This is a genomic window from Campylobacter showae, assembly GCF_963515975.1.
In the GTDB taxonomy this organism is placed as follows: Bacteria; Campylobacterota; Campylobacteria; order Campylobacterales; family Campylobacteraceae; genus Campylobacter_A; species Campylobacter_A showae_F.
In genome coordinates, this window is record NZ_CAUPZM010000005.1 from 20,426 (window position 1) to 40,676 (window position 20,251).

The 20,251-nt window shown below is 48.4% G+C and carries 19 protein-coding genes; 10 read left to right on the plus strand and 9 right to left on the minus strand.

Annotated features, from left to right (window positions below; all coding sequences use genetic code 11):
• Nucleotides 1-433: 433 nt before the first annotated feature.
• Entirely contained in the window at nt 434-2,287 is a 1,854-nt protein-coding gene (locus RWM02_RS02700) for a TonB-dependent receptor domain-containing protein (RefSeq protein ID WP_314068943.1), read from the plus strand.
• On the opposite strand, the gene RWM02_RS02705 is transcribed toward RWM02_RS02700, so the two are convergent.
• Nucleotides 2,277-2,402, minus strand: coding sequence for a hypothetical protein (locus RWM02_RS02705; RefSeq protein ID WP_269472423.1), 126 nt, complete (start codon nt 2,400-2,402; stop codon nt 2,277-2,279). The genes RWM02_RS02700 and RWM02_RS02705 overlap by 11 nt on opposite strands.
• A gap of 517 nt (nt 2,403-2,919) precedes the next feature.
• Here RWM02_RS02705 and RWM02_RS02710 point away from each other — a divergent pair.
• The 4 genes from RWM02_RS02710 to RWM02_RS02725 are packed head-to-tail and all read left to right on the plus strand — an operon-like array spanning nt 2,920 to nt 6,471.
• On the plus strand, nt 2,920-3,882 hold the full coding sequence (locus tag RWM02_RS02710) for an ABC transporter substrate-binding protein (RefSeq protein ID WP_314068946.1): 963 nt from the start codon (nt 2,920-2,922) through the stop codon (nt 3,880-3,882).
• The gene (locus RWM02_RS02715; protein ID WP_314068947.1) at nt 3,879-4,676 is read left to right on the plus strand and encodes an ABC transporter permease; all 798 of its coding nucleotides are present in this window, start codon (nt 3,879-3,881) and stop codon (nt 4,674-4,676) included. The genes RWM02_RS02710 and RWM02_RS02715 overlap by 4 nt, the downstream gene beginning before the upstream one ends.
• 6 nt (nt 4,677-4,682) lie before the next feature.
• A complete protein-coding gene (locus tag RWM02_RS02720) occupies nt 4,683-5,372 on the plus strand; it encodes an ABC transporter ATP-binding protein (protein ID WP_314068949.1) in 690 nt (229 codons plus the stop codon).
• Nucleotides 5,365-6,471 carry an NnrS family protein gene (locus RWM02_RS02725; protein WP_314068951.1) on the plus strand — a complete coding sequence of 369 codons (1,107 nt, stop codon included), beginning with the start codon at nt 5,365-5,367 and terminating at the stop codon, nt 6,469-6,471. The genes RWM02_RS02720 and RWM02_RS02725 overlap by 8 nt, the downstream gene beginning before the upstream one ends.
• Before the next feature lie 4 nt (nt 6,472-6,475).
• Here RWM02_RS02725 and RWM02_RS02730 read toward each other — a convergent pair whose 3' ends face one another.
• The 3 genes from RWM02_RS02730 to RWM02_RS02740 are packed head-to-tail and all read right to left on the minus strand — an operon-like array spanning nt 6,476 to nt 9,797.
• On the minus strand, nt 6,476-7,600 hold the full coding sequence (locus RWM02_RS02730) for an ABC transporter permease (RefSeq protein ID WP_314068953.1): 1,125 nt from the start codon (nt 7,598-7,600) through the stop codon (nt 6,476-6,478).
• 8 nt (nt 7,601-7,608) lie between these two features.
• Entirely contained in the window at nt 7,609-8,838 is a 1,230-nt protein-coding gene (locus tag RWM02_RS02735; RefSeq protein WP_314068954.1) for an ABC transporter ATP-binding protein, read from the minus strand.
• Nucleotides 8,835-9,797 carry an HlyD family secretion protein gene (locus RWM02_RS02740; RefSeq protein ID WP_314068956.1) on the minus strand — a complete coding sequence of 321 codons (963 nt, stop codon included), beginning with the start codon at nt 9,795-9,797 and terminating at the stop codon, nt 8,835-8,837. The genes RWM02_RS02735 and RWM02_RS02740 overlap by 4 nt, the downstream gene beginning before the upstream one ends.
• A gap of 371 nt (nt 9,798-10,168) precedes the next feature.
• Here RWM02_RS02740 and RWM02_RS02745 point away from each other — a divergent pair, with 371 nt between their 5' ends.
• Together RWM02_RS02745 and RWM02_RS02750 are read left to right on the plus strand one after the other, a co-directional pair.
• Nucleotides 10,169-10,714, plus strand: a complete 546-nt coding sequence (locus RWM02_RS02745; protein WP_314068957.1) for a YceI family protein — start codon at nt 10,169-10,171, stop codon at nt 10,712-10,714.
• Between the two features lie 130 nt (nt 10,715-10,844).
• Nucleotides 10,845-11,330 (plus strand): molybdate transport repressor, encoded by a 486-nt coding sequence (locus tag RWM02_RS02750; RefSeq protein ID WP_314068959.1) that lies wholly within the window; start codon nt 10,845-10,847, stop codon nt 11,328-11,330.
• 326 nt (nt 11,331-11,656) lie between these two features.
• On the opposite strand, the gene RWM02_RS02755 is transcribed toward RWM02_RS02750, so the two are convergent.
• Complete coding sequence (locus tag RWM02_RS02755; protein WP_314068961.1) at nt 11,657-12,868, minus strand: saccharopine dehydrogenase family protein; 1,212 nt, start codon at nt 12,866-12,868, stop codon at nt 11,657-11,659.
• Between the two features lie 92 nt (nt 12,869-12,960).
• On the opposite strand from RWM02_RS02755, the gene RWM02_RS02760 reads away from it, so the two are divergent.
• The gene (locus tag RWM02_RS02760) at nt 12,961-13,701 is read left to right on the plus strand and encodes a tetratricopeptide repeat protein (RefSeq protein WP_314068963.1); all 741 of its coding nucleotides are present in this window, start codon (nt 12,961-12,963) and stop codon (nt 13,699-13,701) included.
• A 62-nt stretch (nt 13,702-13,763) separates the two neighbouring features.
• Here RWM02_RS02760 and RWM02_RS02765 read toward each other — a convergent pair whose 3' ends face one another.
• The 3 genes from RWM02_RS02765 to RWM02_RS02775 all read right to left on the minus strand — a co-directional run bounded on the left by RWM02_RS02765 (nt 13,764) and on the right by RWM02_RS02775 (nt 17,070).
• Nucleotides 13,764-15,062, minus strand: coding sequence for a BaiN/RdsA family NAD(P)/FAD-dependent oxidoreductase (locus RWM02_RS02765; protein ID WP_314068965.1), 1,299 nt, complete (start codon nt 15,060-15,062; stop codon nt 13,764-13,766).
• A gap of 41 nt (nt 15,063-15,103) precedes the next feature.
• On the minus strand, nt 15,104-15,598 hold the full coding sequence (hutX, locus tag RWM02_RS02770) for a heme utilization cystosolic carrier protein HutX (protein WP_314068966.1): 495 nt from the start codon (nt 15,596-15,598) through the stop codon (nt 15,104-15,106).
• 167 nt (nt 15,599-15,765) lie between these two features.
• Complete coding sequence (locus RWM02_RS02775) at nt 15,766-17,070, minus strand: MFS transporter (protein ID WP_314069058.1); 1,305 nt, start codon at nt 17,068-17,070, stop codon at nt 15,766-15,768.
• A gap of 232 nt (nt 17,071-17,302) precedes the next feature.
• On the opposite strand from RWM02_RS02775, the gene RWM02_RS02780 reads away from it, so the two are divergent.
• Both RWM02_RS02780 and RWM02_RS02785 read left to right on the plus strand, forming a co-directional pair.
• Nucleotides 17,303-17,947 (plus strand): non-canonical purine NTP pyrophosphatase, encoded by a 645-nt coding sequence (locus tag RWM02_RS02780; protein ID WP_314068968.1) that lies wholly within the window; start codon nt 17,303-17,305, stop codon nt 17,945-17,947.
• Between the two features lie 92 nt (nt 17,948-18,039).
• The gene (locus RWM02_RS02785) at nt 18,040-18,645 is read left to right on the plus strand and encodes an HAD-IB family hydrolase (protein WP_314068970.1); all 606 of its coding nucleotides are present in this window, start codon (nt 18,040-18,042) and stop codon (nt 18,643-18,645) included.
• 406 nt (nt 18,646-19,051) lie between these two features.
• On the opposite strand, the gene RWM02_RS02790 is transcribed toward RWM02_RS02785, so the two are convergent.
• Nucleotides 19,052-20,248 carry a molybdopterin molybdotransferase MoeA gene (locus tag RWM02_RS02790; protein ID WP_314068972.1) on the minus strand — a complete coding sequence of 399 codons (1,197 nt, stop codon included), beginning with the start codon at nt 20,246-20,248 and terminating at the stop codon, nt 19,052-19,054.
• Nucleotides 20,249-20,251 lie beyond the last annotated feature (3 nt).

Sequence of the window (20,251 nt, forward strand, 5' to 3'; positions counted from 1 at the left end):
GCGGCAGACTACTTGTCTAGCCTTGACTTAAAATTTCTACACAACTCTCAAAATCATCTCACGATACTTTGCCTTGATTTTTTTGCATTCAAATTTGGAGTCAAATTTGTAAATTTCGGCTTCAAATTTTACCCACCGAGACCTGCACCCTGAAAATATTAATTCGAGTTTTTAAATTTGACGCATTGATTCAGGCTGTCTCTTTTCATGATTAAATTTAAAGCACCGGAACTAAGATTAAATTTGATACGAGCCTCTTTGTCTAAAATTTACATTTATCAAATATAACTTCGCTAGCGTCAAATTTGCCGCCGTCTACAAACAAAACCGTGCGAAATTTATAAATCTTATCTTAACGAAAATCAAGAAATACTCAAATATTTTTCTATATAATTATGATACAAAAAATCAAAATTATCATAAAGGATGCTAAATGAGATTAGTTATCAGTTTGTTTGCGGCTGTGACGACGCTGCTCGCAAATGGTGCAAATCCTGACGCCATAAAGCCGATAAAGGATTTTACGCCTCCGCCACCGTATACACCAAACATCGCTCAAAGCGCGTTTGCTGAAAATCAATTTGACCGCACGCCCAGGGATGATTATTTTTTCGTGACGGATTTGCTCGATAGTTCGATGGATAAATTTCACGTCGCGGGCGGCTTTTACGGCAGGACGTTTTACGGTTCGGGACTTTTTAAATACCGCGGCGCAAATTTCTACACGATTTTAAACGCGAACTTTTCTAAAGCTAACCGCTACAAAGACGGCGGCGGCAGGACGTGGAACTACGGCTACGCCAGGCAGGGGCAAAGCGCGGTCGTGGGTTTCGTGCCTAGCGAGCTAAGCGAGTTTAGATTTACGCTCGTGCACGATAACATCGACGACGACAAGCAGCCTCACCACCTCATGGATGCCGTCAAGACCGAGCGATACGTTGGTAAATTTAACGCTCGTATCGGCGCGGAGGATCTATCAAATACGCTAAATTTCGAGTTGATGCTGCGCGATGTGAGCAGAAACGCCGATAACTACCGCCTAAGAAGCACGTCGCCAACGGTCAAGGTCGAACTGGATAGAAAAATCGTGGACGCCGAGCTAAAATACGACGCGGACTTGGGCGACTTTCACAATCTAGCTGGCATCAGCTATCAGCATGATAATCACGAAGGCAAAAGGTACGTAAAACAGCCTAGCGGCTGGGTTTTTAACGGCTATAGGTTTGCCGACGTGACAAATAAGCGAACGAGGATTTTTGATACGCTGAGTTATAAATTTAGCGACGCTCACAAGCTTAGCCTTGCGCTAAACTACGACTGGATGAAGTCAAATTTAAAGGGATTAAACGAGCCTTATTTTGCGCCCGCTGCACCGCTTAGGACGGTAAAAGGGCTTATCCGTAGCGTTTATGGATATGATTTTGACGGTAGCGTCAAGCAAGACGGCCTAAGCGCCAGTCTAAAATACGATTTTACGCCAAACGAGCTAGATAGCTACTACGCGGCGCTTGAGAGCCTGCAGCGCATACCCGGCAACATGGAGCGATTTAACACGCTTTACGGTCCGATGAATAACGGCTGGGTGAGCAACCCGCTGCTAAAGCCCGAGCGCCACAACCGCGTAAATTTGGGTTTTACTTACAAGAGTGAATTTTATAAAGATTACTTAAGCTCGCGTCAGGGCGAGGATAGCTTTAGCGTGGGCGGGTACTTTATTGCAGACGACGCGCAGGATCTAGTTATCTACGATCGCCGTCACTCGGCCGCGGCCGCACCAATAAATAAAAACGCCGTCATCACGCGCAACGTCGATGCTAGAATTTACAGCGTAAATTTGCGCGGCGAGTATAATTTTGCGCGAAATTTCGGGCTAAAAACATCGTTATTTTACAACTACGGACAAAACAAAACCGACGGCAGACCGCTCTATCAGATTCGCCCGTTTGAGGCAAATTTAGCCTTTGATTACAAAGACTACGCGAGCTTTGGCAGCTACAACATCGGCACGGCGGTGCGCTACGTAGCAAAGCAAAATAGAGGCGACTTCGATAAATCCACTGGCTTTGGTATCGACAAGCGCGAAGCGGCTAGGAGCTTTACGACGATGGACGTTTACGGCGGATTTGAGTTTAAAAACAGCTGGGGCGTGAGGCTTGGCGTGACGAATATCTTTGATAAAGATTACGCCGAGTTTATCAGCGGCGATCACGTAGGAGCGCTAGATCCAGATCCGGTGGTGCGTGCGCCGGGGAGGGCTGTGTTTGTTAGCTTTCACTCTAGCTTTTAAAATTTGAGCGGCGGCTCGTATCGTGAGCGTCTTTAACGGAGCTAGAAATTTTCTCTCTCGATGAACTATATGTTCTATCTTCGATCGAAAATTTCTTCGCAACCCTTAAATCCATCTCACGATACTTCGCCTTATCGTTTTATGTTCAAATTTGAAGTCAAATTTACAAATTTGGGCCGCCGAGGCCCGTACCGCAAAAACGTAAATTTAAATTTGCGACGCTTTGCGTCAGCAAAGCTATGTCGCCACCTCTCACGTGCAGTGGGGTTGGTGGGGGTTTGGGGGCGGAAGGGGACGCTCTACTTCGCTTCGCTCGTAGCTGCAAGCAGACCGTAAGTAGAAACCCCTTCCGCCACCCAAGAAAAAAATAAATTTGAGAGCTTAAATTTAATGAACCAAGTCAATAAAAAACCAAGATTTAAATCAAGGTTTTATATTTAAATCTTGGATATAATTATCAAAAATAAGTTGAGGTGAGCTCAAATTTGCCTCGAGTAAATTTAGCATTTTCGCGGTACGGGTCTGGGTGGGTCAAATTTAGCCGTCAAATTTTACGATCAAATTTGACGCCTAGGGGCGAGCCGCGAAGCGAAACGAAATAAAATTTAAAATCTTAATACAAGGAGAAAGTTATGAACAGACGAGGATTTTTAGGACTCGGCGCGGCGCTGGGCGCGACTACGATGGCTCCTAGCCTTTTTGCGAAGGAAAACTTTACGATGTGGGGCGCGCCTGCGATCCCTAGCGTGGTAATGGCAGTAGCAAGCATGCAAGGCGAACTAGCTAAGACGCACGACGTAAAGCTGCGCATCTGGAACACTCCGGACGTCCTGCGCGCTGGCGTGGCTAGCGGCGATATAAAGGTCACTATGTCGCCCTCAAACGTCGCGGCGAACCTGCGAAACCAGGGGTTAAATTTCTCGATGTTAAATTTACTAACGCTTGGCGTTATGAACGCGATGATAAAGGACGAGAGCATAAAGACGCTCGAGGACTTCGTCGGCAAAAAAATCATAATGCCGTTTAAAAACGATATGCCCGACCTCGTGCTACGCGCGCTTTGCAAGAAACGCGGCATAGACGCGAGTAAGCTTGATATTACGTACACCCAGACGCCGCCTGAAGCGGTGGGGCTGTTTATCCAAAAGGACTACGACGTGCTTATCGTGCCGCAGCCTCTTAGCGAAGCGACGATTTTGCGCGGTAAAAAAGCGGGCGTGGCGGTGCATTACGGGCTTGATTTTCCTAAAACTTGGGGCGAGAGCTTTAATGCCAAGCCATACATCCCGATGGCGGGAATCATCGTAAACGTGGACTACTACGAGGCAAATCGCGCGCTTTTTGAAACGCTGCACGCCGATCTAACAAGCGCGCTAAAATGGATCCTAGAAAACAAACAAAGCGCGGCTAAAATCGGCGCCGAGTATCTGCCGGCTCCAGAGCCTGCGCTAGCCGGGGCTTTTGATAAGGCAAATTTGACCGTAACAAAAGCGCATGAGTTGCAAGACGACGTAATGGCGTTTTTTGAGCAAATTTTTGAGTTTAATCCAAAGCTGCTCGGCGGAAAAATGCCCGATAAGAGCCTATTTTTATGATACTTATAGATAACGTCAAAAAAGACCGCGGCGCGTTTTTAAAGGTCGCGGACTATCTTTGGGGCGGCTTTAGCGGGCTTGCGACGATAGCGCTTATTATCGCGCTTTGGCAAATCGGCAGCGAGCTGGGAGGGGAGTTTTTACTCCCCGCGCCTGGGGCGGTTTTCGTGCGGGCTTACGAGCTTTTGGCGGATTATAAAAACAGCGAGATAAATATCACTCTCGTGCGCTCGCTAGTCGGAGTCGGTACGGCCTGTGCTATCGGCATCACGCTGGGGTTAGTTGCGGGCGCGTACAGAAGCTTTGCCGCGTTTTTAAAGCCCGTGATCACGACGCTGCTTTCTATGCCGCCTATTATTTGGATCGTTTTAGCTATATTTTGGTTCGGGTTTGGAAACGCGAGCACTATCTTTACGATCATTATCACGGTTTTGCCGCTAACCTTTGCTAGCTCGATGGTCGGCATGATGAGCGTTAGCGAGGAGCTAAAGGAGATGTTTGACGCATATAAACTAGGCATTTGCAAAAAGATTCGCCACCTATACGTTCCGCACCTAACCAGCCATATCATCAGCTCTCTAAGCGTCGCCGTGGGCATGGGCGTAAAGATCGTCATAATGGGCGAGCTGCTAGGTGCAAACGACGGTATGGGCGCTAAGATCGCGAGCGCTAGAGTGATGCTAGATACCACCGAAGTGATGGCCTACGTCGTGCTTACTATCGCTATCATTATGCTTTTTGAGTATCTGGTTATCGAGCCGCTAAAGATCACGCTAATGCCGTGGAAAAGGTAGTTTGATATGCTGGAACTTCAAAATTTAGAATACGAAATTTTACGCGACAAGGTCGTGCGCGATTTTAGTTTAAAGGTCGGCGCGGGCGAAGTAGTGACGCTATTTGGCGCGAGCGGCTGCGGTAAAACCACGATCCTGCGCCTGATCTCGGGCCTCATCGATCCGCGCAAAGGCAAGATAATCAATAAATTTAATAAAACGACCTATCTCTTTCAGGAAAATCGCCTGCTCGAGTGGAAAAACGCGCTTGATAACGTGCTGCTCGTGATGGACGAGCCTAACGAAAAGGCCGTGCTAGAGCTCTTTGTTAGACTAGGACTAACGGAAAAAGACGCGCTAAAGTACCCTGACGAGCTAAGCGGCGGTATGCGCCAAAGAGTTGCTTTCGTGCGGGCGATCGTGACAAAGCCTGATTTGCTGCTGATGGACGAGCCGTTTTCGGGACTTGATTATGATATGAAAGAAATCTTGATAGACATCGTCACGCGCCGCGTAGAGGAGGGCATGAGCGTAGTGCTGGTAACTCACGATAGGATGGAGGCGGCCAGGATGTCTAGTAAAATTTGCTTTTTATCGAGCAAGGGCGCGGTGATCGAGCGCGAGCTGGAGCTTGACCGCGCCTTTTCGCAGCGAGATTTTGCCTACGCTAGCGGCGTGATAGACGAAAATTTTAAAGGAAAAATTTATTATGATTAACGACTTTTTTACCTATCCGATGAGAATTTTTTTCCTTACGAGCGCGGTTTGCGCGGTGCTAGGCGGGGCGATATTTTTTACGCCCGTAGATTTCGTTAGCTGGCATAAATTTATCTTTTTGCACCTGGTTGCAGCGCTTGCGTACGCGGGATTTTTGCTAACGGGGCTAACTGATTGGACGAATTTTGGCGGAGGGTTAAAAAAGCACGCTTGCGTTATGTTTTCGTTTTTTGCGGCGAGTTTTGTTAGCGCGTTTTTTAGCCTATTTGCGGCTCATTTTTTTATGGCGCTTTTTTGGGCGTATCTGGCCGGGCTTTGCGTTTATATGATCTGGCTTGATAGAAACGACGATCAGCTGGGCGTTTTGGCATTTTTACTCGGCATTTTGGGCTTTGAGATTTACTATCTGCTTAGCGGCGAGGAGAAATTTTTAAATTTACAAATCCACCTACACGTTATCGCCATTTTACTTATATCTTTTCGCGTTAGCGTCGTGCTTGGCAAAGAGGCGCTAAACCGCGAGTCAGGTATGCAAGATGCGGCCTTTGTGCCGAATTTCGTCTATAAAAACATCGCGATCGTTAGCGTTTGCGCGTTTTTGTTAGTTAGCCTGTTTTTTGAAGGTAGCAAGGCGGTAAATTTCGCTGCGATAGCCTGCGGTAGCGCGATTTTAGCTAAGCTAAAAGAGTGGCACTACAAGGAGCTTTTGCGTCATAGCTTCGTGATTTACTACTACTTGATGCAGCTTTTGCTGGCCGCAGCATATATTATTTACGGTGCGAGCGGGATTTTAGGGCTGGGGCTAGAGACAAATATGCTGCACGTCATCGCGCTAAACGGCATTATTTTTAGCATTATGCTTATCTTTAACATCGCGGGTCTGCGCCACAGCGGGCAGGAGCTTGAGTTTTTACGCCTTAGCAAGATCGCCTTCGCGCTTGTTATTATTGCTGGTGTTTGCAGGGGCTTTTTGGCTTACGTTTGGAGCGGATTTTACATCCATCTGCCCGCAACTCTCATCGCCGTAGCTTTCGCGCTTTGGTTTATCGATTTTTATAAAATTTTTAGAGATAACGAGTTTAGCGACGATCCGGAGTAGGCGGCTAATCCAGCGTCCTTTTATACCTAGCGAGCGATATGGCCGTGCTAACGCATAAAAACGCCAAAATCGCGGCTAGATCGTAGTAAAAATCGCTAAGCTCGGCGCTTTTTAGCCATACGCCTCTAATGATACGCAAAAAATGCGTCAGCGGAAAGCACTCGCCGATAAATCGCGCCCACGCGGGCATCCCGTAAAAAGGAAACATAAACCCCGATAGCAGCATCGAAGGCAAAAAGAAAAAATAAGTCATCTGCATCGCCTGCAGCTGGCTGCGAGCTAGCGTGCTAAAGGTAAAACCCACGCCCAAATTTGCAAGCATTAGCAAGGTGCAAGCCGTAAAAAGCGCTACCCAGTCGCCGATAGCGGGCAGTCCAAACAGCAGCCTAGCTATAAGCAAAAGCGCGCCTACTTGTAGGTAGGCTATGAGTAGGTAGGGTAAAATTTTGCCTATCATCACCTCGGCCGGGCGTAGAGGGGCGGCGAGGAGATTTTCCATCGTGCCGCGCTCAAATTCCCTCGTTACCGAGATGCTTGTTAGCAGGATCGTCGTTAGCGTGAGCAAGATACCCATGAGTCCCGGGATGATCTGGTAGCGCGTGAGTAGCTCCGGGTTGTAGCGGGAGTGCGCGCGTAGTTCAAATTCCGCCCTAGGCTGCGCGTAGCCGAGTTTATCTCTAGCTAGAGCTTGCTCAAATGCTATTTGCAGCGCGGCTGCGGCGCCCGAGTTTGCCGAGGGGTCGGTAGCGTCGGTAGCGATTAAAATTTTAGGCGTTTGGCCTCGTATGAGGTCGCGTTCTAAATTCGGCGGAAAATAGATAATAAACTGCGCCTCGCCGCTTTGCATCATGGCTTCGGCCCCGTCCGCGTCTGCGCCGACGTGTTTGACGTCGAAAAACTCCGTATTTTTCATCGCGCTAACTAGCGAGCGAGTGAGCTTGCCGCCGCCCTCTGTGATCACTACGGCTGAGGGCAGGTGGCGCGGGTTGTTGTTTATCGCGTAACCAAAAAGCAGCATCAGCATCAGCGGCATCGCGATGATCATAGCTAGCGTCGCGCGGTCTCTTAAAATTTGACGAAATTCCTTAACGACCATCGCCGCGGTACGTGAAAACGAGATAAATTTCATCGCCGCTCCTAAAATCGCTCGTCTTTATGAAGCTCTAGTAGGTGGATGAAAACATCCTCTAGGCTCGCTTTTATCGGTCTTAGGCTTAACTCGCCTTGCGGTATAGCAAGGCCTCTAACCGCCTCTTGCAGCGCGGCCCCGTCCTTTGCCGTTACGTGATAGCCGTTACCGAAAGCCGAAACGCTAAGCGCGGAGTTTGATACTAGTCGCCCGGCCGCCCGCCCGGCCGCGTCTCCGCTTAGCTCCCAGACGTTTAGATCGTAGCTAGCGATGATGTCTGACTGCGTGCCGCGGGCTAGGATCTTGCCGTAGGCGATGTAGATGAGCTCGCGGCAGCGCTCGGCCTCGTCCATGTAGTGCGTGGAGACTAGCACCGTGATGCCGTCCCGGGCTAACTCGTGGATGATATCCCAAAACTCGCGTCTAGCCTTTGGATCTACGCCCGCCGTGGGCTCGTCGAGCAAAAGTAGCTCCGGGCCGTGCACGAGGCACATCGCAAGTGCTAGCCGCTGCTTCCAGCCGCCCGATAAGCTGCCTGCTAGGTGGTTCTGACGCGGGGCGAGATCTAGGCGGTCTAGGATTTGATTTACGGCGGCTTTTTGGTTTTTGACCGCGAAGAGCCTAGCGATAAATTCCAAATTTTCCCTCACGCTAAGGTCGTCGTACCAACCGAATTTCTGCGTCATATAGCCTGTTTTTAGGCGTATGGCTTCGCTTTGGCTGCGAAAATCGTACCCTAGACAGCTACCGCTACCGCCGTCTGGTTTTAAAAGGCCGCAAAGCATGCGTATGGTAGTCGTCTTGCCGCTGCCGTTGGGGCCTAAAAATCCGCACACGCTACCCTTTTTGACTCTGATATCTACGCCGTCCGTGATGATCTTTTTGCCAAATTTTTTGGTGAGGCCTCTAACGTCGATGGCGTAGTCGCCGCTCTGCGGTCTTGGGCTTAAATTTGGAGTCAAATTTGAGCTACGGTTTGTGGTTAAATTTGCTGCGTTTGTCAAATTTGAGGGTAAATTTGCTCTACTAAAATTTACGCGAGAATTTTTACGAAGGCTAAATTTGGCTTTGACCTCGTTTGCTAAATTTAACCCGCTCAAATTTGAAATTTTTCCGGCCGATGGTGGAGCTTTGTCTATGCCGTAAATTTTACCGCCGCGTGCGTTTAAATTTTGCCCCGGCGAAATTTTGTCCAAATTTAAACGCCGAATTTGAGCGGCGATATTTTGCGCGTTCACGGCTCTAGCCTCGCTTTTATCGGTAGCGACGGGTGCAGGGCGGTTGCGTCGTTTTCGGGCACGGCTTCGACTAGATAAACAAGCGTGCTTTGCGAGGTTTGGTTGTAGATGACGGGCGGGGCGTACTCGGGAGTGGACGCGATCTTTACGATACGAGCGCTAAAGTCAGCGCATCCCTCGCAGCTAATGCGCGCTTTTTGTCCCTCGCGCAGGCTAGGCAGCCCGCCTGCGGGCACGAAAAACCTGATCTTGACCTCGCCCGGCAGCAGCAGAGATAGCACAGGCTGCGAGCTTTGGACGAACTCGCCAGTTTTATAAAATATGTCCTCGACAAGTCCGGATCTCGGCGCTAGGACGGCGGTTTGCTCTAGCCTCCACCGCGCGGCGCGTTCCTGCGCTTCGGCCGCTTTTATTTTTGCTTTTAGGCTTGTTATTTGTTCGCTTCTAGCGGGCAAATTTGCGATTTTTAGCGCGGCGTTTAGCTCGCTAACTAGGGCGTTTGCGCGGTCAAATTCCGCCTTTGCGGCGTCAAATTCTTTTTGCGAAACGGCATTTTTAGCCAGCAGCGACTTTGCGCGTTCGTAGTTGGCCTCCGCGATCCAAAGTGCAGACTTAGCTTGTTTTAGCTCGGCATTTATCCGCTCGATCTCCTCCGGGCGCTTGCCTGTGCTAAGGTCGGCTAGCTCGGCCTCTAGCGCGTCTACGTTAGCTTTTGCTGCGTCTAAATTTGCTAGCGCTTCGGCACTCTCGATCTCAAAAAGCGGCTCGCCCTCTTGTACGACGGCGCCCTCTTTGACGCTTAAATTTACGATCCGTCCGCTAACGCTAGGCGCCACGTAAAGATAATCTCCCTCGACGTAGCCGTTAAAAAACGCGCTCCGGCTTTCGTCCGCGCAGCCTGCAAAAATCAGGATAAAAAAGGCAAAAAACGCGTAAAATTTGCTCAAATTTAAACTCATTTCGCCTCCTTAAAGCCGCTGTCTCATTAGCATTATACTCCGCTTTGGTTAAATTTGGCTACATTTTAGGATGCCGCGCGGTACTCGGGAGGGAAATACTATCGGAGCGTAGGCTTCGGATAGTGCAGCAGAAGTGGTGGTTTTTTATCTCTTTTTATGAAAGAATAATTTAAATTTGGAGCAAATCTATGCGACAATTTAGTATTTTTCGAGTTTGAAATTTTCCAGATGCGCTTTATAAGCACTATAAAAACGGCAACTCAAAAAAAGAGGATAAAAAATATCCGCTTTAAGCTTTCTTTGAAGAGCAAGATTATATAATTCCCATTTTAACGATAGTAGTTATTAATATTAAATATTGAGGAGAAGAAATGAAAAAAATCATTTCAGGTGCGCTAGCCACGTCATTGCTGGCTGCTTCGGCATTTGCTTTTAGTGTAGATGGCAACCCTAGCGTCAAATTCGTTGGTTATAAGTTAGCTAACAAAACAGCCGTCGAGGGTACGTTTAAAGATCTTGGCTTTAAAAGCGCGGAAAACGCAATTTTTGCTGATTTTCTAAAAACCTTTGAGTTTAGTATCGATCCTAAAAATATCGATACAAAGTTGCCCGATCGCGACAAACGTATCGGTATGATCTTTGACGGCAACGCAATAATGGCTAAAATTGTATCCGTAAGCGGCGACGAAAAAGCGGGCGAAGCTGAAGTCGAAGTTAGCGTAAAAGGAAACTCAAAGTCTTACAAAACGCAGTATACGGTGGAAGATGGTAAACTAAAGGCTAAAATCGGCATTGATTTGTTGGCTGATTTGAAACTCAATGAGACATTTGAAAAATACGCGGCTTCAGCCAAGCCTTTTCACGGTGGCAAAAGCTATCCGGATGTAGAAATCTCACTCGAAGCTAAAATAAAATAATCCTTAAATTCGGCGCTTAAAGATCTGCTTGCGCCGAATTTTCTGCTTTATTATTATTTTTTATTCCGTAATGCCGAAAAATCGCCGACTTAAGATATAATGGGACTAAAAATTTAATCCAAGGCAAAATATGACGACTAAAGAAAATAAAAAAGGGGCGATGAGCGCGCTATTTTTGGCGTTTGCACTCTTTGCGGCGGGCTGCGCGGGATATTTTTATTACGGGATAGGCGGAACCGGCATTTTTACGATGGCCGTTGCCGTGATCTGCGCCGTTTTTTGCGTGAAAAAGATATTTCAGGTTAGCTTTCTAAGCATCGATGACGACGGGTTTTTGGTGCAAAAGGGCGGCAAGAACGCCAAATTTTACTTTAAGGATATCGAAGAGATCGGCGTTCGCATGGTCGACGCCAAGCGCAAAATCGACGTTTTAAACGTAAGATTTAAACGAGGGAAACTAGACCGCGACGCAGCTGATGGGCTCATGCAGCCTATCGGCGACGATGACGCCGTGATATACGACAAATACGAGCTATCCAAGCACGAGGTTTTTAAAATTTTAAAGCAGAAATTTGAGGCGTTAAACGCGCAAAAAAGCGAAAATAAGAAAAAGTAAAATTTGGCTAGGCCCGCTGGAGTCAAATTTGATTTTTGGCTTTGGCGACTGAAAAACTGAATAAATTTAAATACAAGATTAAAAGGCGAAAAATTTTTCGCTTAGACGAGTCGAAATTTCTACTTCGCTTCGCTTGTAGCTGCAAGCAGAAGATTTTTAAGTGGAGCGTGTATATTTAAATTTAAATACCACAAACCCGCAGGCGAAGTATCGCGAGATGATTTTAAATGTTTTGAAGTGAATTTCGTCCCAAGACTAGACATATAGTCTGTCGCAGGGCGAAATTTACGAAATCATTTAAAAGCGCTCGCGAGACAAGCCCAAATTTAGACTTCATACCTCTCGCCCGGTTTCATCTCGATAATCTCCCACGGTAAGCCCTGCTTATTTAGCTCGTCCATGAAAGGCTTAGCGTCGAAATTCTCCATATTAAATACGCCCTTGCCGCTCCAGATGCCCTTTGCCACCATCATCGAGCCGATCATTGCAGGCACGCCCGTCGTGTAGCTCACCGCTTGCGCGCCCGTCTCGGCGTAGCAAGCCTCGTGGTCGCAGACGTTGTAGATGTAGACTTGGCGCTCTTTACCGTCTTTTAAGCCACGTATCACGCAGCCGATGTTGGTTTTGCCCTTCGTGCGAGGGCCGAGGCTTGCAGGATCCGGCAGCAAGGTCTTTAGAAACTGTATCGGCACGATCTTTACGCCGTTGTGCTCGACCTCGTCGATGCGAAGCATGCCGACGTTTTCTAGGCATTTCATGTGAGTTAGGTAGCTTTGTCCAAAGGTCATGAAAAAGCGGATTCGTTTTAGCCCTTTGATGTTTTTTACTAAGCTTTCTAACTCCTCGTGATAGAGCAGGTAGCTATCCTTGACGCCTACTTTCGGGTAGTCCCATTTGAACATTATCTCCATCGGTTCGGTCTCTTTCCACTCGCCGCGCTCCCAGTAGCGGCCCTTTGCGCTCACTTCGCGAAGGTTGATTTCGGGGTTAAAATTCGTCGCGAACGCATAGCCGTGATCGCCTGCGTTGCAGTCTAGGATGTCGATCTCGTGAATCTCGTCAAAGAGATTTTGCTGTGCGTAGGCGCAAAATACGTTCGTCACGCCCGGATCAAAGCCGCTTCCTAGCAGCGCCATCGTGTTTGCGGCTTTAAACTCGCCGTCCTTCGCCCACTGCAGCTTATATTCAAATTTGGCGGTGTCGGGGTGCTCGTAGTTTGCGGTGTCGATGTATGGGATGCCAGCGCGAGAGCACGCGTCCATCAGCGTTAGGTCCTGGTACGGCAGCGCCACATTTAAAAGCAAATCGGCGCCCGTTTTTTTGATGAGCGCGACTACGGCGTCGGTATCGTCCGCATCGATCTGGGCGGTATCGATCTGCACGCCTAGGCGCTCTTTGATAAACTTAGCGATCGCGTCGCACTTGCTTTTGGTGCGGCTTGCAAGGGTGATTTTTGTAAAAACGTCCGCGTTCATCGCGCATTTTACGGTCGCGACTTGGCTTACGCCGCCCGCGCCTATGATTAAGATATTTGACATTTTGGCTCCTTTAAATTTTAGTGATTTTATCCAAAGCTTATATAAAATTTGCTTTTAGCCGTTACAATAGCGCGAAATTTTAAAGGAATTTTATGCGTAAAATTTTAATTTTTCTGCTACCGATTTGGCTACTTGGGACGAGCTGCGAGGAGGCGATAGAGCTTAGTGCCGAAGAGTTCATTAAGCCCGACCGCAACGCTACGGCTACTGCGCTAGTGAGTGAAAAGGCGGCGCAAATTTGCCTGGCTGAGTACGGCGAAGAGCATGAGAACACGATCATAGCATTAAACAACTCGGGCAGCTTTTTTATGTTTGCGGGCGAGCCGCAAAAGGCGCTCGCAGCTTATGAGCGGTCGCTAAAAATTTTACAAAAAGGGCTAGGCAAAGAGCATAAAGCGCTAGCAAAGCCCTATCACGGCGTAGCTATCGCACAGTCGGCATTGGGGAGATACGATGAGGCGATAGCGAATTTCGGCTTGGCGATCAGATGCTACGAGCTTGGCGGCGAGAAGATGCAAAAAGATCTGATGAGCTGCTACGCGGGGTTTGGCGATACGCTCTATAAAATGGGCGATTTTAACGGCGCATACGTAAAACACGCCGTTGCGTTTAGAATTTACGAATATGTTTTCGGCGCTGATAGCGTAAATTTACTGCGAGCCAAGTACTATGCGCTGATGGCTGGCGATCTGGCGGGACTCAGTAATAAAACGGAGGCGCTGCAAAACTACGAAAAAGCCCTTGAAGTCGTGAATAAAATTTTAGAAAAAAGTAACGATAAACATGCAAAAAGCCTAAAAGCAGAGGTGGAGGCAAAGATAAAAGAGTTGTAAATTTAGCGATTAAATCTTGAGGCGGGCTAAATTTACGCCTCAAATTTGACTAAGCCGCTGCACTACTCGGCGTTTAATCGCTTTGCTAAATTTGCCGCGCAAGCGAAGGCAAAATGCAGGTTGTACCCGCCGAGCATCCCCGTTACGTTTAAGACTTCGCCGATAAAGTAAAGCCCGCTAGTGCCGCTACGGCCGCAGTTTGCGTCTAGCGCGTCCGTGTCTACGCCGCCTTTTGTGACTTCGGCTCGCTCGAAGCCAAACGTCCCCGCAGGCGCAAATTCGTAAGCAAAGAGCCGCGAGATTTTCGCCGCCTCGTCCGCCTTGTACTCGCCGTAAGGCTTGTCGCTAAGCCCCGCCGCGCGTAAAAACTCGAGCGTAAATCGCCTAGGTAGCGGTAGGATAGTGCTGAGCTGTTTTTTGCTTTTTTGCGCGTTTTCGATGCTAAAATTCGGGCAAAAATTTATGGCGATCAAGCCTTTTTGCCAAAAAAGCGAAGCGTTTAGCACGGCCGGTCCGCTTATGCCTTTGTGCGTGAAAAGTATGTCGCCTGCAAATTTGCGCGGCTTTTTTTGCTCGCGGTTTGCGGCGTTTTGGGCGGCGTCTTTACCTGTGCAGCCTACGCGGATGCGGGCTGGGAAGCAAACTCCGCTTAGATTTTTGAACCAAAACTCGTCTTTTTGCACGGTAAGTCCCACGAGCGCGGGCGCGGGCGGTATGACTTTGATGCCGAAGCTTTGCGCTATTTCGTAGCCGATGTCGCTAGCGCCTAGGCTTTTGTAGCTTAGTCCGCCGCTAGCTACGACGAGGTTTTTGGCGTAAAATTTATCTTCGTTTTCGGCGAGCACTTCAAAAACTTCAGTCTGTTTGAATTTGAAATCTTGCAAATTTTCGCTATCAAATTTTGCTTCTTCGGCAAAAGAGGCTTCCAAAATTTTGCCGTTTTCATCTATCGAAATTTTCCTCGCGCCTTTTACGCAAACGCCGCAAAATATTTGCGCTCCGCTTTGTCTAGCGCGCTTTAAAAGCACGCCCAAAACGTCTTTTGCGCCGCTTTCGCAGAAAAATTGACTCTGCTTTTGCTCGTTAAATTTCAGCTCGCCCAAAAATTTTAAAACGTCTTTGAAGTCTAGATTTTTTAGGATATTTTTGACGAAATTTGCGTCGCCGAGGTAGTTTGACGCGTCTATGCGGCGGTTTGTGACGTTACACCTGCCGCCGCCGCTAGCTAGGATTTTCTTGCCGGGAGTTGCGTTTTTCTCGAGTACGGCGACGCTTTTACCGCGTAAATTCGCCGCCAAAAATAGCCCTGCCGCGCCCGCTCCGATTATCAAAACGTCGTAAATTTTGCAAATTTTAGCCATCATAAAACCTTAAAATTTACGCGCGGCAAAGCTAGCTAAAATCAAAAGCTATTTTTTAGCGCTAGGAATTTTTGCTCTTGCGCTTCGTCTAGTTTCATTTTTTCGTTGCGATTTACGAAAAGCTTAAAGATCACGTTGTGATCCGCGTCGTAAAAGTGCAGGCTGTGTCCGAGAAATCCCATAAATTTAGTACTCACAAAGCCGATACTTGCGATAGATTCTTCTTTGAGGTGACCGCCCAAAAAGCCTGTTTTATCGGTGAAATTTAAAAACCCTTTCGCCTTTTTAGGCATAGGCACGCTAACCTTGATCTCGATGATAAACTCGGGCGTATTTTTGATAAAAAGCATCTCGCCCCAAGTGCTGACTTCTTCGAAAATTTTCATCAAATTTTCTGCGCCGACCTCCTTAAATTCGTCATCGCCGCGGTACTGCAAGATATCGTATTCGCGTACGTTTAGCTGTTTGGCCGCGTCGTAAACGGACATCTTTTTGTCCTCGAAAAGCTCGTCGATTTGTTTTTTTAGATCGCTCATTTTTGTCCTTTTTTGAAATTAGATTTTGATAATAATATTTAAAAATAGCTAAAAATCGGCTAAATTTACGCGCTCGGCGTCGTTGCGTTATCAAACGGCGCGCAAGCCGAAGTTTCGGCGTTTTGCGCGGGACGGATTTAGCAAATTCGCTCCGTCCGCAAAGACCCCTAAACGCCTAAAATCTGCTTTATTTCCGCCTCGTTAGTGAGCTTGGAGTTGTATTTCACGACGAGATTTTGCGCGTTTTTGTAGCACTCCACGACGCCTTTTTGCTTCTCGACCTCGGCTAGATCGGCATCCGTGTCAGACGGCAGATAGATATTTTTAAAGATATTGGGGTTATCTAGCCATTTTAGCGCGATCAGCCACACGACGCAAAGCACCGTCACGACGGCGGAAAGCGCGCTAAGGCCGTAAAATTTAAGCAAAGTACCGCCGCCTATGCCGCCGATAAAGCTTCCCATGTAGCCAAAGGCGTTAAAGATGCCTAAAACCGCGCCTTTTTGGCTTACTTTGCTAAATTTGGACGCCATGGATTGCAGGATCGGTTCGTGCAGGTTAAAGCCGATAAAAAATATAATCACGCCCGCGTAAAACAGCGGCTTGTGTCCGAGCGAGAGCGCGAAAAGTCCGTAGCAAACGACGAAAAGCGAGACGCCGATGACTAAAATTTGCTTTGTGATTCGCTTTGTTTCGCCGATCGCGCCGCCGATACCCATCGCGATAAAGCCAAACACCGTCGCGACCGAGTAGATGCCGCTGAGGTCCTTTTTGTCCATGCCAAAATACTTCACGATAGCGATCGGAATCACGATAAAGGCCGCCGACATCAGCATTTTTTGCATGAAGTTGCTGATGTTCATGAGTAGTAAATTTCTGTTTGATAGTAGCTTCACGGCCGGCATTTTGGCCTGTGAGTGCGTAAATTTAGGCTCCTCGCCAACAGCCGTGTATAAAAGCACAATACAAACGACCGTAACTGCGATCGAAAGGTAAAAAAGGCTTGAAAGGCCGTATTTGGCGCTAAGTATCGGCGAAAGTATCATAGAAAGCGTAAAGCTAATGCCGATAAACGCGCCCATCATCGCCATCGCGTGTCCGCGCACTTCTTCTTTGGTCATATCGCTCATAAGCGCGATCGCCACTGCTCCTATCGCACCCGCGCCCTGGATAAATCTACCAAAAATCATCATATAGATATCAGTCGCCACGGCGCAGATCGCAGCTCCCACGATGAAAACCAACAGCCCGATCAGCATAGAGTTTTTACGCCCGAAGCGGTCCGAGACGTAGCCGAAAACCACCTGAAACGTGATCTGCGACATCGCGTAAACGCCGATAAGAACGCCGACTAGAAACTCGGTCGCCCCTTCAAGCTCGAGCGCGTAGACGCTGATAACGGGCAAAATGATAAAGAGTCCGAAAAACCTGCTGCCGATGATAAAAGATAACGGTAATGCGCTTTTTACTATCATAAATTTCCCTTTTAAAGGAGTGATTTTACCCGAATTTTGATAATACGTAAATTAAAGCCGAATTTGATAAAATGCGCGGATTAAAAAATAGCATAGCGAAGTATTTTTGGATTATTTTTACGGTTGCGTAGATGAAATTTTGCGTAGGCTAGGCACGTAGCCTGCCGAGCGAAATTTTAGCAAGCTACGTAAAAAGAACCAAAAAGACAAGCTAGAAAAAGGAAAAATTTTGAAAATAGTTTTAGCAACGTCAAACTCCGACAAAGTACGCGAAATAAAAGATTTTTTAAAAGGTTACGAAATTTACGCACTACGCGAAATTTGCGAGCCCTTTGAGATCGCCGAGGACGGCGCGACTTTCGCCGCAAACGCGCTAATCAAAGCTCGCGCCGTGCAGGCAAAACTGCGCGAGCTAAATTTGGCGGGCGAGTTTATCGCGCTAAGCGACGATAGCGGCATCAGCGTGGAGGCTCTTGGCGGCAGGCCCGGGATTTATTCGGCGAGATTTAGCGATATGAACGAGCGCGGGCAGATAACGGGCAAAAACGCGACCGATGCTAGCAACCGCGCAAAGCTGATCTCGGAGCTAAAGGCGCTAAATTTGACTAGCTCGCCCGCGTTTTACACCGCTTGTATCGCGGTTAGCTCAAAGCTTGGCGACTTTACGGCGCACGGCTTTATGCACGGCACTGCGATAAACGAGGAACGCGGCAGCAACGGCTTTGGCTACGACAGCCTCTTTATTCCGCGCGGCTTTACGCAGACTCTGGGCGAGCTAGATGAGGGCACAAAGCTAAAAATCTCGCACCGCTCAAAAGGGCTGGAGCTCATAAAATACGTGCTAAAGAGCCTTGAGAGGAAATTTGGGCGCTAAGCTCGGAGCGCAAAAGAGAAAGTAAATTTGCGGGGCAAAAGTCCGGCTAAATTTGCCGTCCCTTAACGCTAGCGCTGTATAATCGCGCAAATTTGAAATTTGAGATAAAGATGAATCTGGTTTTATTTGACTTTGACGGGACGATCACGCGCGACGACTCGCTGCTGGAGTTTATCGCTTACGTCGTGGGATTTAAGAAATTTTTTCGGGGGATTTTTTGGCTTTCGCCCGTTTTGATCAGCTATAAGCTAAAAATTTGCAGCAACAACTACACTCGCAGGCGACTGATGACGCACTTTTTCGCGGGTATGAGCGCGGATAAATTCGCTCAAATTTGCAAAAAATACTCAAACACGCACATCGAGGATATCGTGAAATTTTCCGCGATGGCAAAGATCGCCGAGTATAAAGCAAACGGCGACAAGGTCGTGATCGTGACGGCGTCGCTCGAGGACTGGCTAGCTCCGTGGTGTCAGGCGCAGGGGCTAGAGCTACTGGGCACTCGCATCAAGAAAAAGGGCGGCGTGATAACGGGCGAGATAGACGGCGCCAACTGCTACGGCGCGGAGAAGGTGCGCCGCGTGCGCGAGGCGTATGACACGGACGCCTTTGAGCGCGTGATCGCATACGGCGACAGCAGGGGCGACAAGGAGATGTTGGAGTTTGCCGACGAGGCGCATTATAGGGTGTTTGAGTGAGCGGGTTAGCGACCAAGAAAACTGCAAATTAGTCGTAAATTTAGAAGCTTTAAATTTGAGAATTTGCATGGCAAAATTTAGCTCTAGCGTATTTTTGCGGCGCGGCAAATCGGCGCGCGCGGGCTGAAATTTGGCGCCGGAATGTTTGAGCCGAATTTGCTAGGCGCTTTTTAGCTAAGCTTAAATTTGTTCGTCCTTGCCGTAACGGCTCATATAAATTTGACCCGGCACACGTTTAAACCGTGTCAGCGTAAATAAAAATAGCAAACTCGGCGCTATTTGTTTTAGCTTAAATTTAGGCCGATTTACGGCCTTTTCTTTGTGAAAATGCGCTACTCTTGTAGCTCAAATTTGAGCGTTAAATTTACCCGCGACCGCAAAGCCGGGCTCAAATTTAACCCCAAATTTAAACCATTTTCAGCACTTCGACTATCTCGCCCTTTGCGATAAATTCGGTCTCTTTTGGGATGATTAAAAGCGCGGCATCGTTTGTGAGATTGTTTACGATCGCCGAGCTGCCGAGCTTCTTGCCGTCTAAATTTACATAAATTTTTCCGTCACGATTTACTAAATTTACCGCCGTAAACTCCAAAAACGGCGAGCGCTTTTTGTAGTCCTCGTCCATGATCGCCGTGATTTTGGGCTCGCTAGCGCCAAACCACGCGTTTAGTAGCACGCGCACGTAGAGCACGCACATCACCATCGCCGAGTACGGGAAGCCCGGCAGCGCAAAAATGTATTTTTCGCCAGCTTTTGCGACCTTGATGTGGCGGCCCGGTTTGATTGCGGCGCCGTCTATTATGATGTCGAAATTTTCGCCCAGCGCGCCCTTGACGAAGTCGTAGTCGCCCATGCTGATGCCGCCCGTGGTGACGAGCACGTCGGCTGATTTTAGCGCGCGGACAATGGCGTCTTTTACGAGCTCGGCGCGATCGCGAACTATCTCGCACAGTACGGGTTCGCCGCCCATTTTGCGCACCATGGCCGCGATTCCTACGTGGTTTGAGCTGTGGATCTGCGCGGCGTTTTCTAGCGGTTCTCCGAGGTCTTTTATCTCGCTTCCCGTCGCTAGCACCGCGACTCGCGGCCGCACGAATACGCTAACGTTAAAGATCCCAAGCTCGGCTAGCAGCGCAGTCTCGGCGTAGCCTATCGTCGCGCCTTTTTTGATTAGGATTTCGCCTTTTTTGTAGCTTTCGCCCACTTCGCGCACGGCAAAGCCCCTCGGCACGGGCTTTTTAATCACGACCTTGCTACCTACGACCTCGACGTTTTCGACCGGGATTAGCGTGTCGGTGCCTTCGCTCATCAGCGAGCCGGTGAATGTTTTGACGCATTTTACGCCCTCGACCTTTAGGCCTTTATCGCTACCTGCGGGTAGGTCGGTAATGAGCTCAAGCTCGCTTAGGTTCTCTTGCCACGCAAACGCGTAGCCGTCCATCGCCGAGACGGGACGCTCCGGGTAGTTATCCTGCGCCGCGATATCTACGGCGATACGGCGATCAAGTGCTTGCGTGAGAGTGACCTTTTCTACGCGGTCCCAGGGAGCCAGCGTCGAGTGCAAAATTTCAAGAGAGGATGCGTAACTCATAAATTCTTTCATTTT

What these genes read in the sequence shown, in the direction of transcription:
- RWM02_RS02700 (WP_314068943.1), top strand. Translation starts at nt 434, where the DNA reads ATGAGATTAGTTATCAGTTTGTTTGCGGCTGTGACGACGCTGCTCGCA.
- RWM02_RS02705 (WP_269472423.1), bottom strand. Translation starts at nt 2,402, where the DNA reads ATGGATTTAAGGGTTGCGAAGAAATTTTCGATCGAAGATAGAACATAT.
- RWM02_RS02710 (WP_314068946.1), top strand. Translation starts at nt 2,920, where the DNA reads ATGAACAGACGAGGATTTTTAGGACTCGGCGCGGCGCTGGGCGCGACT.
- RWM02_RS02715 (WP_314068947.1), top strand. Translation starts at nt 3,879, where the DNA reads ATGATACTTATAGATAACGTCAAAAAAGACCGCGGCGCGTTTTTAAAG.
- RWM02_RS02720 (WP_314068949.1), top strand. Translation starts at nt 4,683, where the DNA reads ATGCTGGAACTTCAAAATTTAGAATACGAAATTTTACGCGACAAGGTC.
- RWM02_RS02725 (WP_314068951.1), top strand. Translation starts at nt 5,365, where the DNA reads ATGATTAACGACTTTTTTACCTATCCGATGAGAATTTTTTTCCTTACG.
- RWM02_RS02730 (WP_314068953.1), bottom strand. Translation starts at nt 7,600, where the DNA reads ATGAAATTTATCTCGTTTTCACGTACCGCGGCGATGGTCGTTAAGGAA.
- RWM02_RS02740 (WP_314068956.1), bottom strand. Translation starts at nt 9,797, where the DNA reads ATGAGTTTAAATTTGAGCAAATTTTACGCGTTTTTTGCCTTTTTTATC.
- RWM02_RS02745 (WP_314068957.1), top strand. Translation starts at nt 10,169, where the DNA reads ATGAAAAAAATCATTTCAGGTGCGCTAGCCACGTCATTGCTGGCTGCT.
- RWM02_RS02750 (WP_314068959.1), top strand. Translation starts at nt 10,845, where the DNA reads ATGACGACTAAAGAAAATAAAAAAGGGGCGATGAGCGCGCTATTTTTG.
- RWM02_RS02755 (WP_314068961.1), bottom strand. Translation starts at nt 12,868, where the DNA reads ATGTCAAATATCTTAATCATAGGCGCGGGCGGCGTAAGCCAAGTCGCG.
- RWM02_RS02760 (WP_314068963.1), top strand. Translation starts at nt 12,961, where the DNA reads ATGCGTAAAATTTTAATTTTTCTGCTACCGATTTGGCTACTTGGGACG.
- RWM02_RS02765 (WP_314068965.1), bottom strand. Translation starts at nt 15,062, where the DNA reads ATGGCTAAAATTTGCAAAATTTACGACGTTTTGATAATCGGAGCGGGC.
- hutX (WP_314068966.1), bottom strand. Translation starts at nt 15,598, where the DNA reads ATGAGCGATCTAAAAAAACAAATCGACGAGCTTTTCGAGGACAAAAAG.
- RWM02_RS02790 (WP_314068972.1), bottom strand. Translation starts at nt 20,248, where the DNA reads ATGAAAGAATTTATGAGTTACGCATCCTCTCTTGAAATTTTGCACTCG.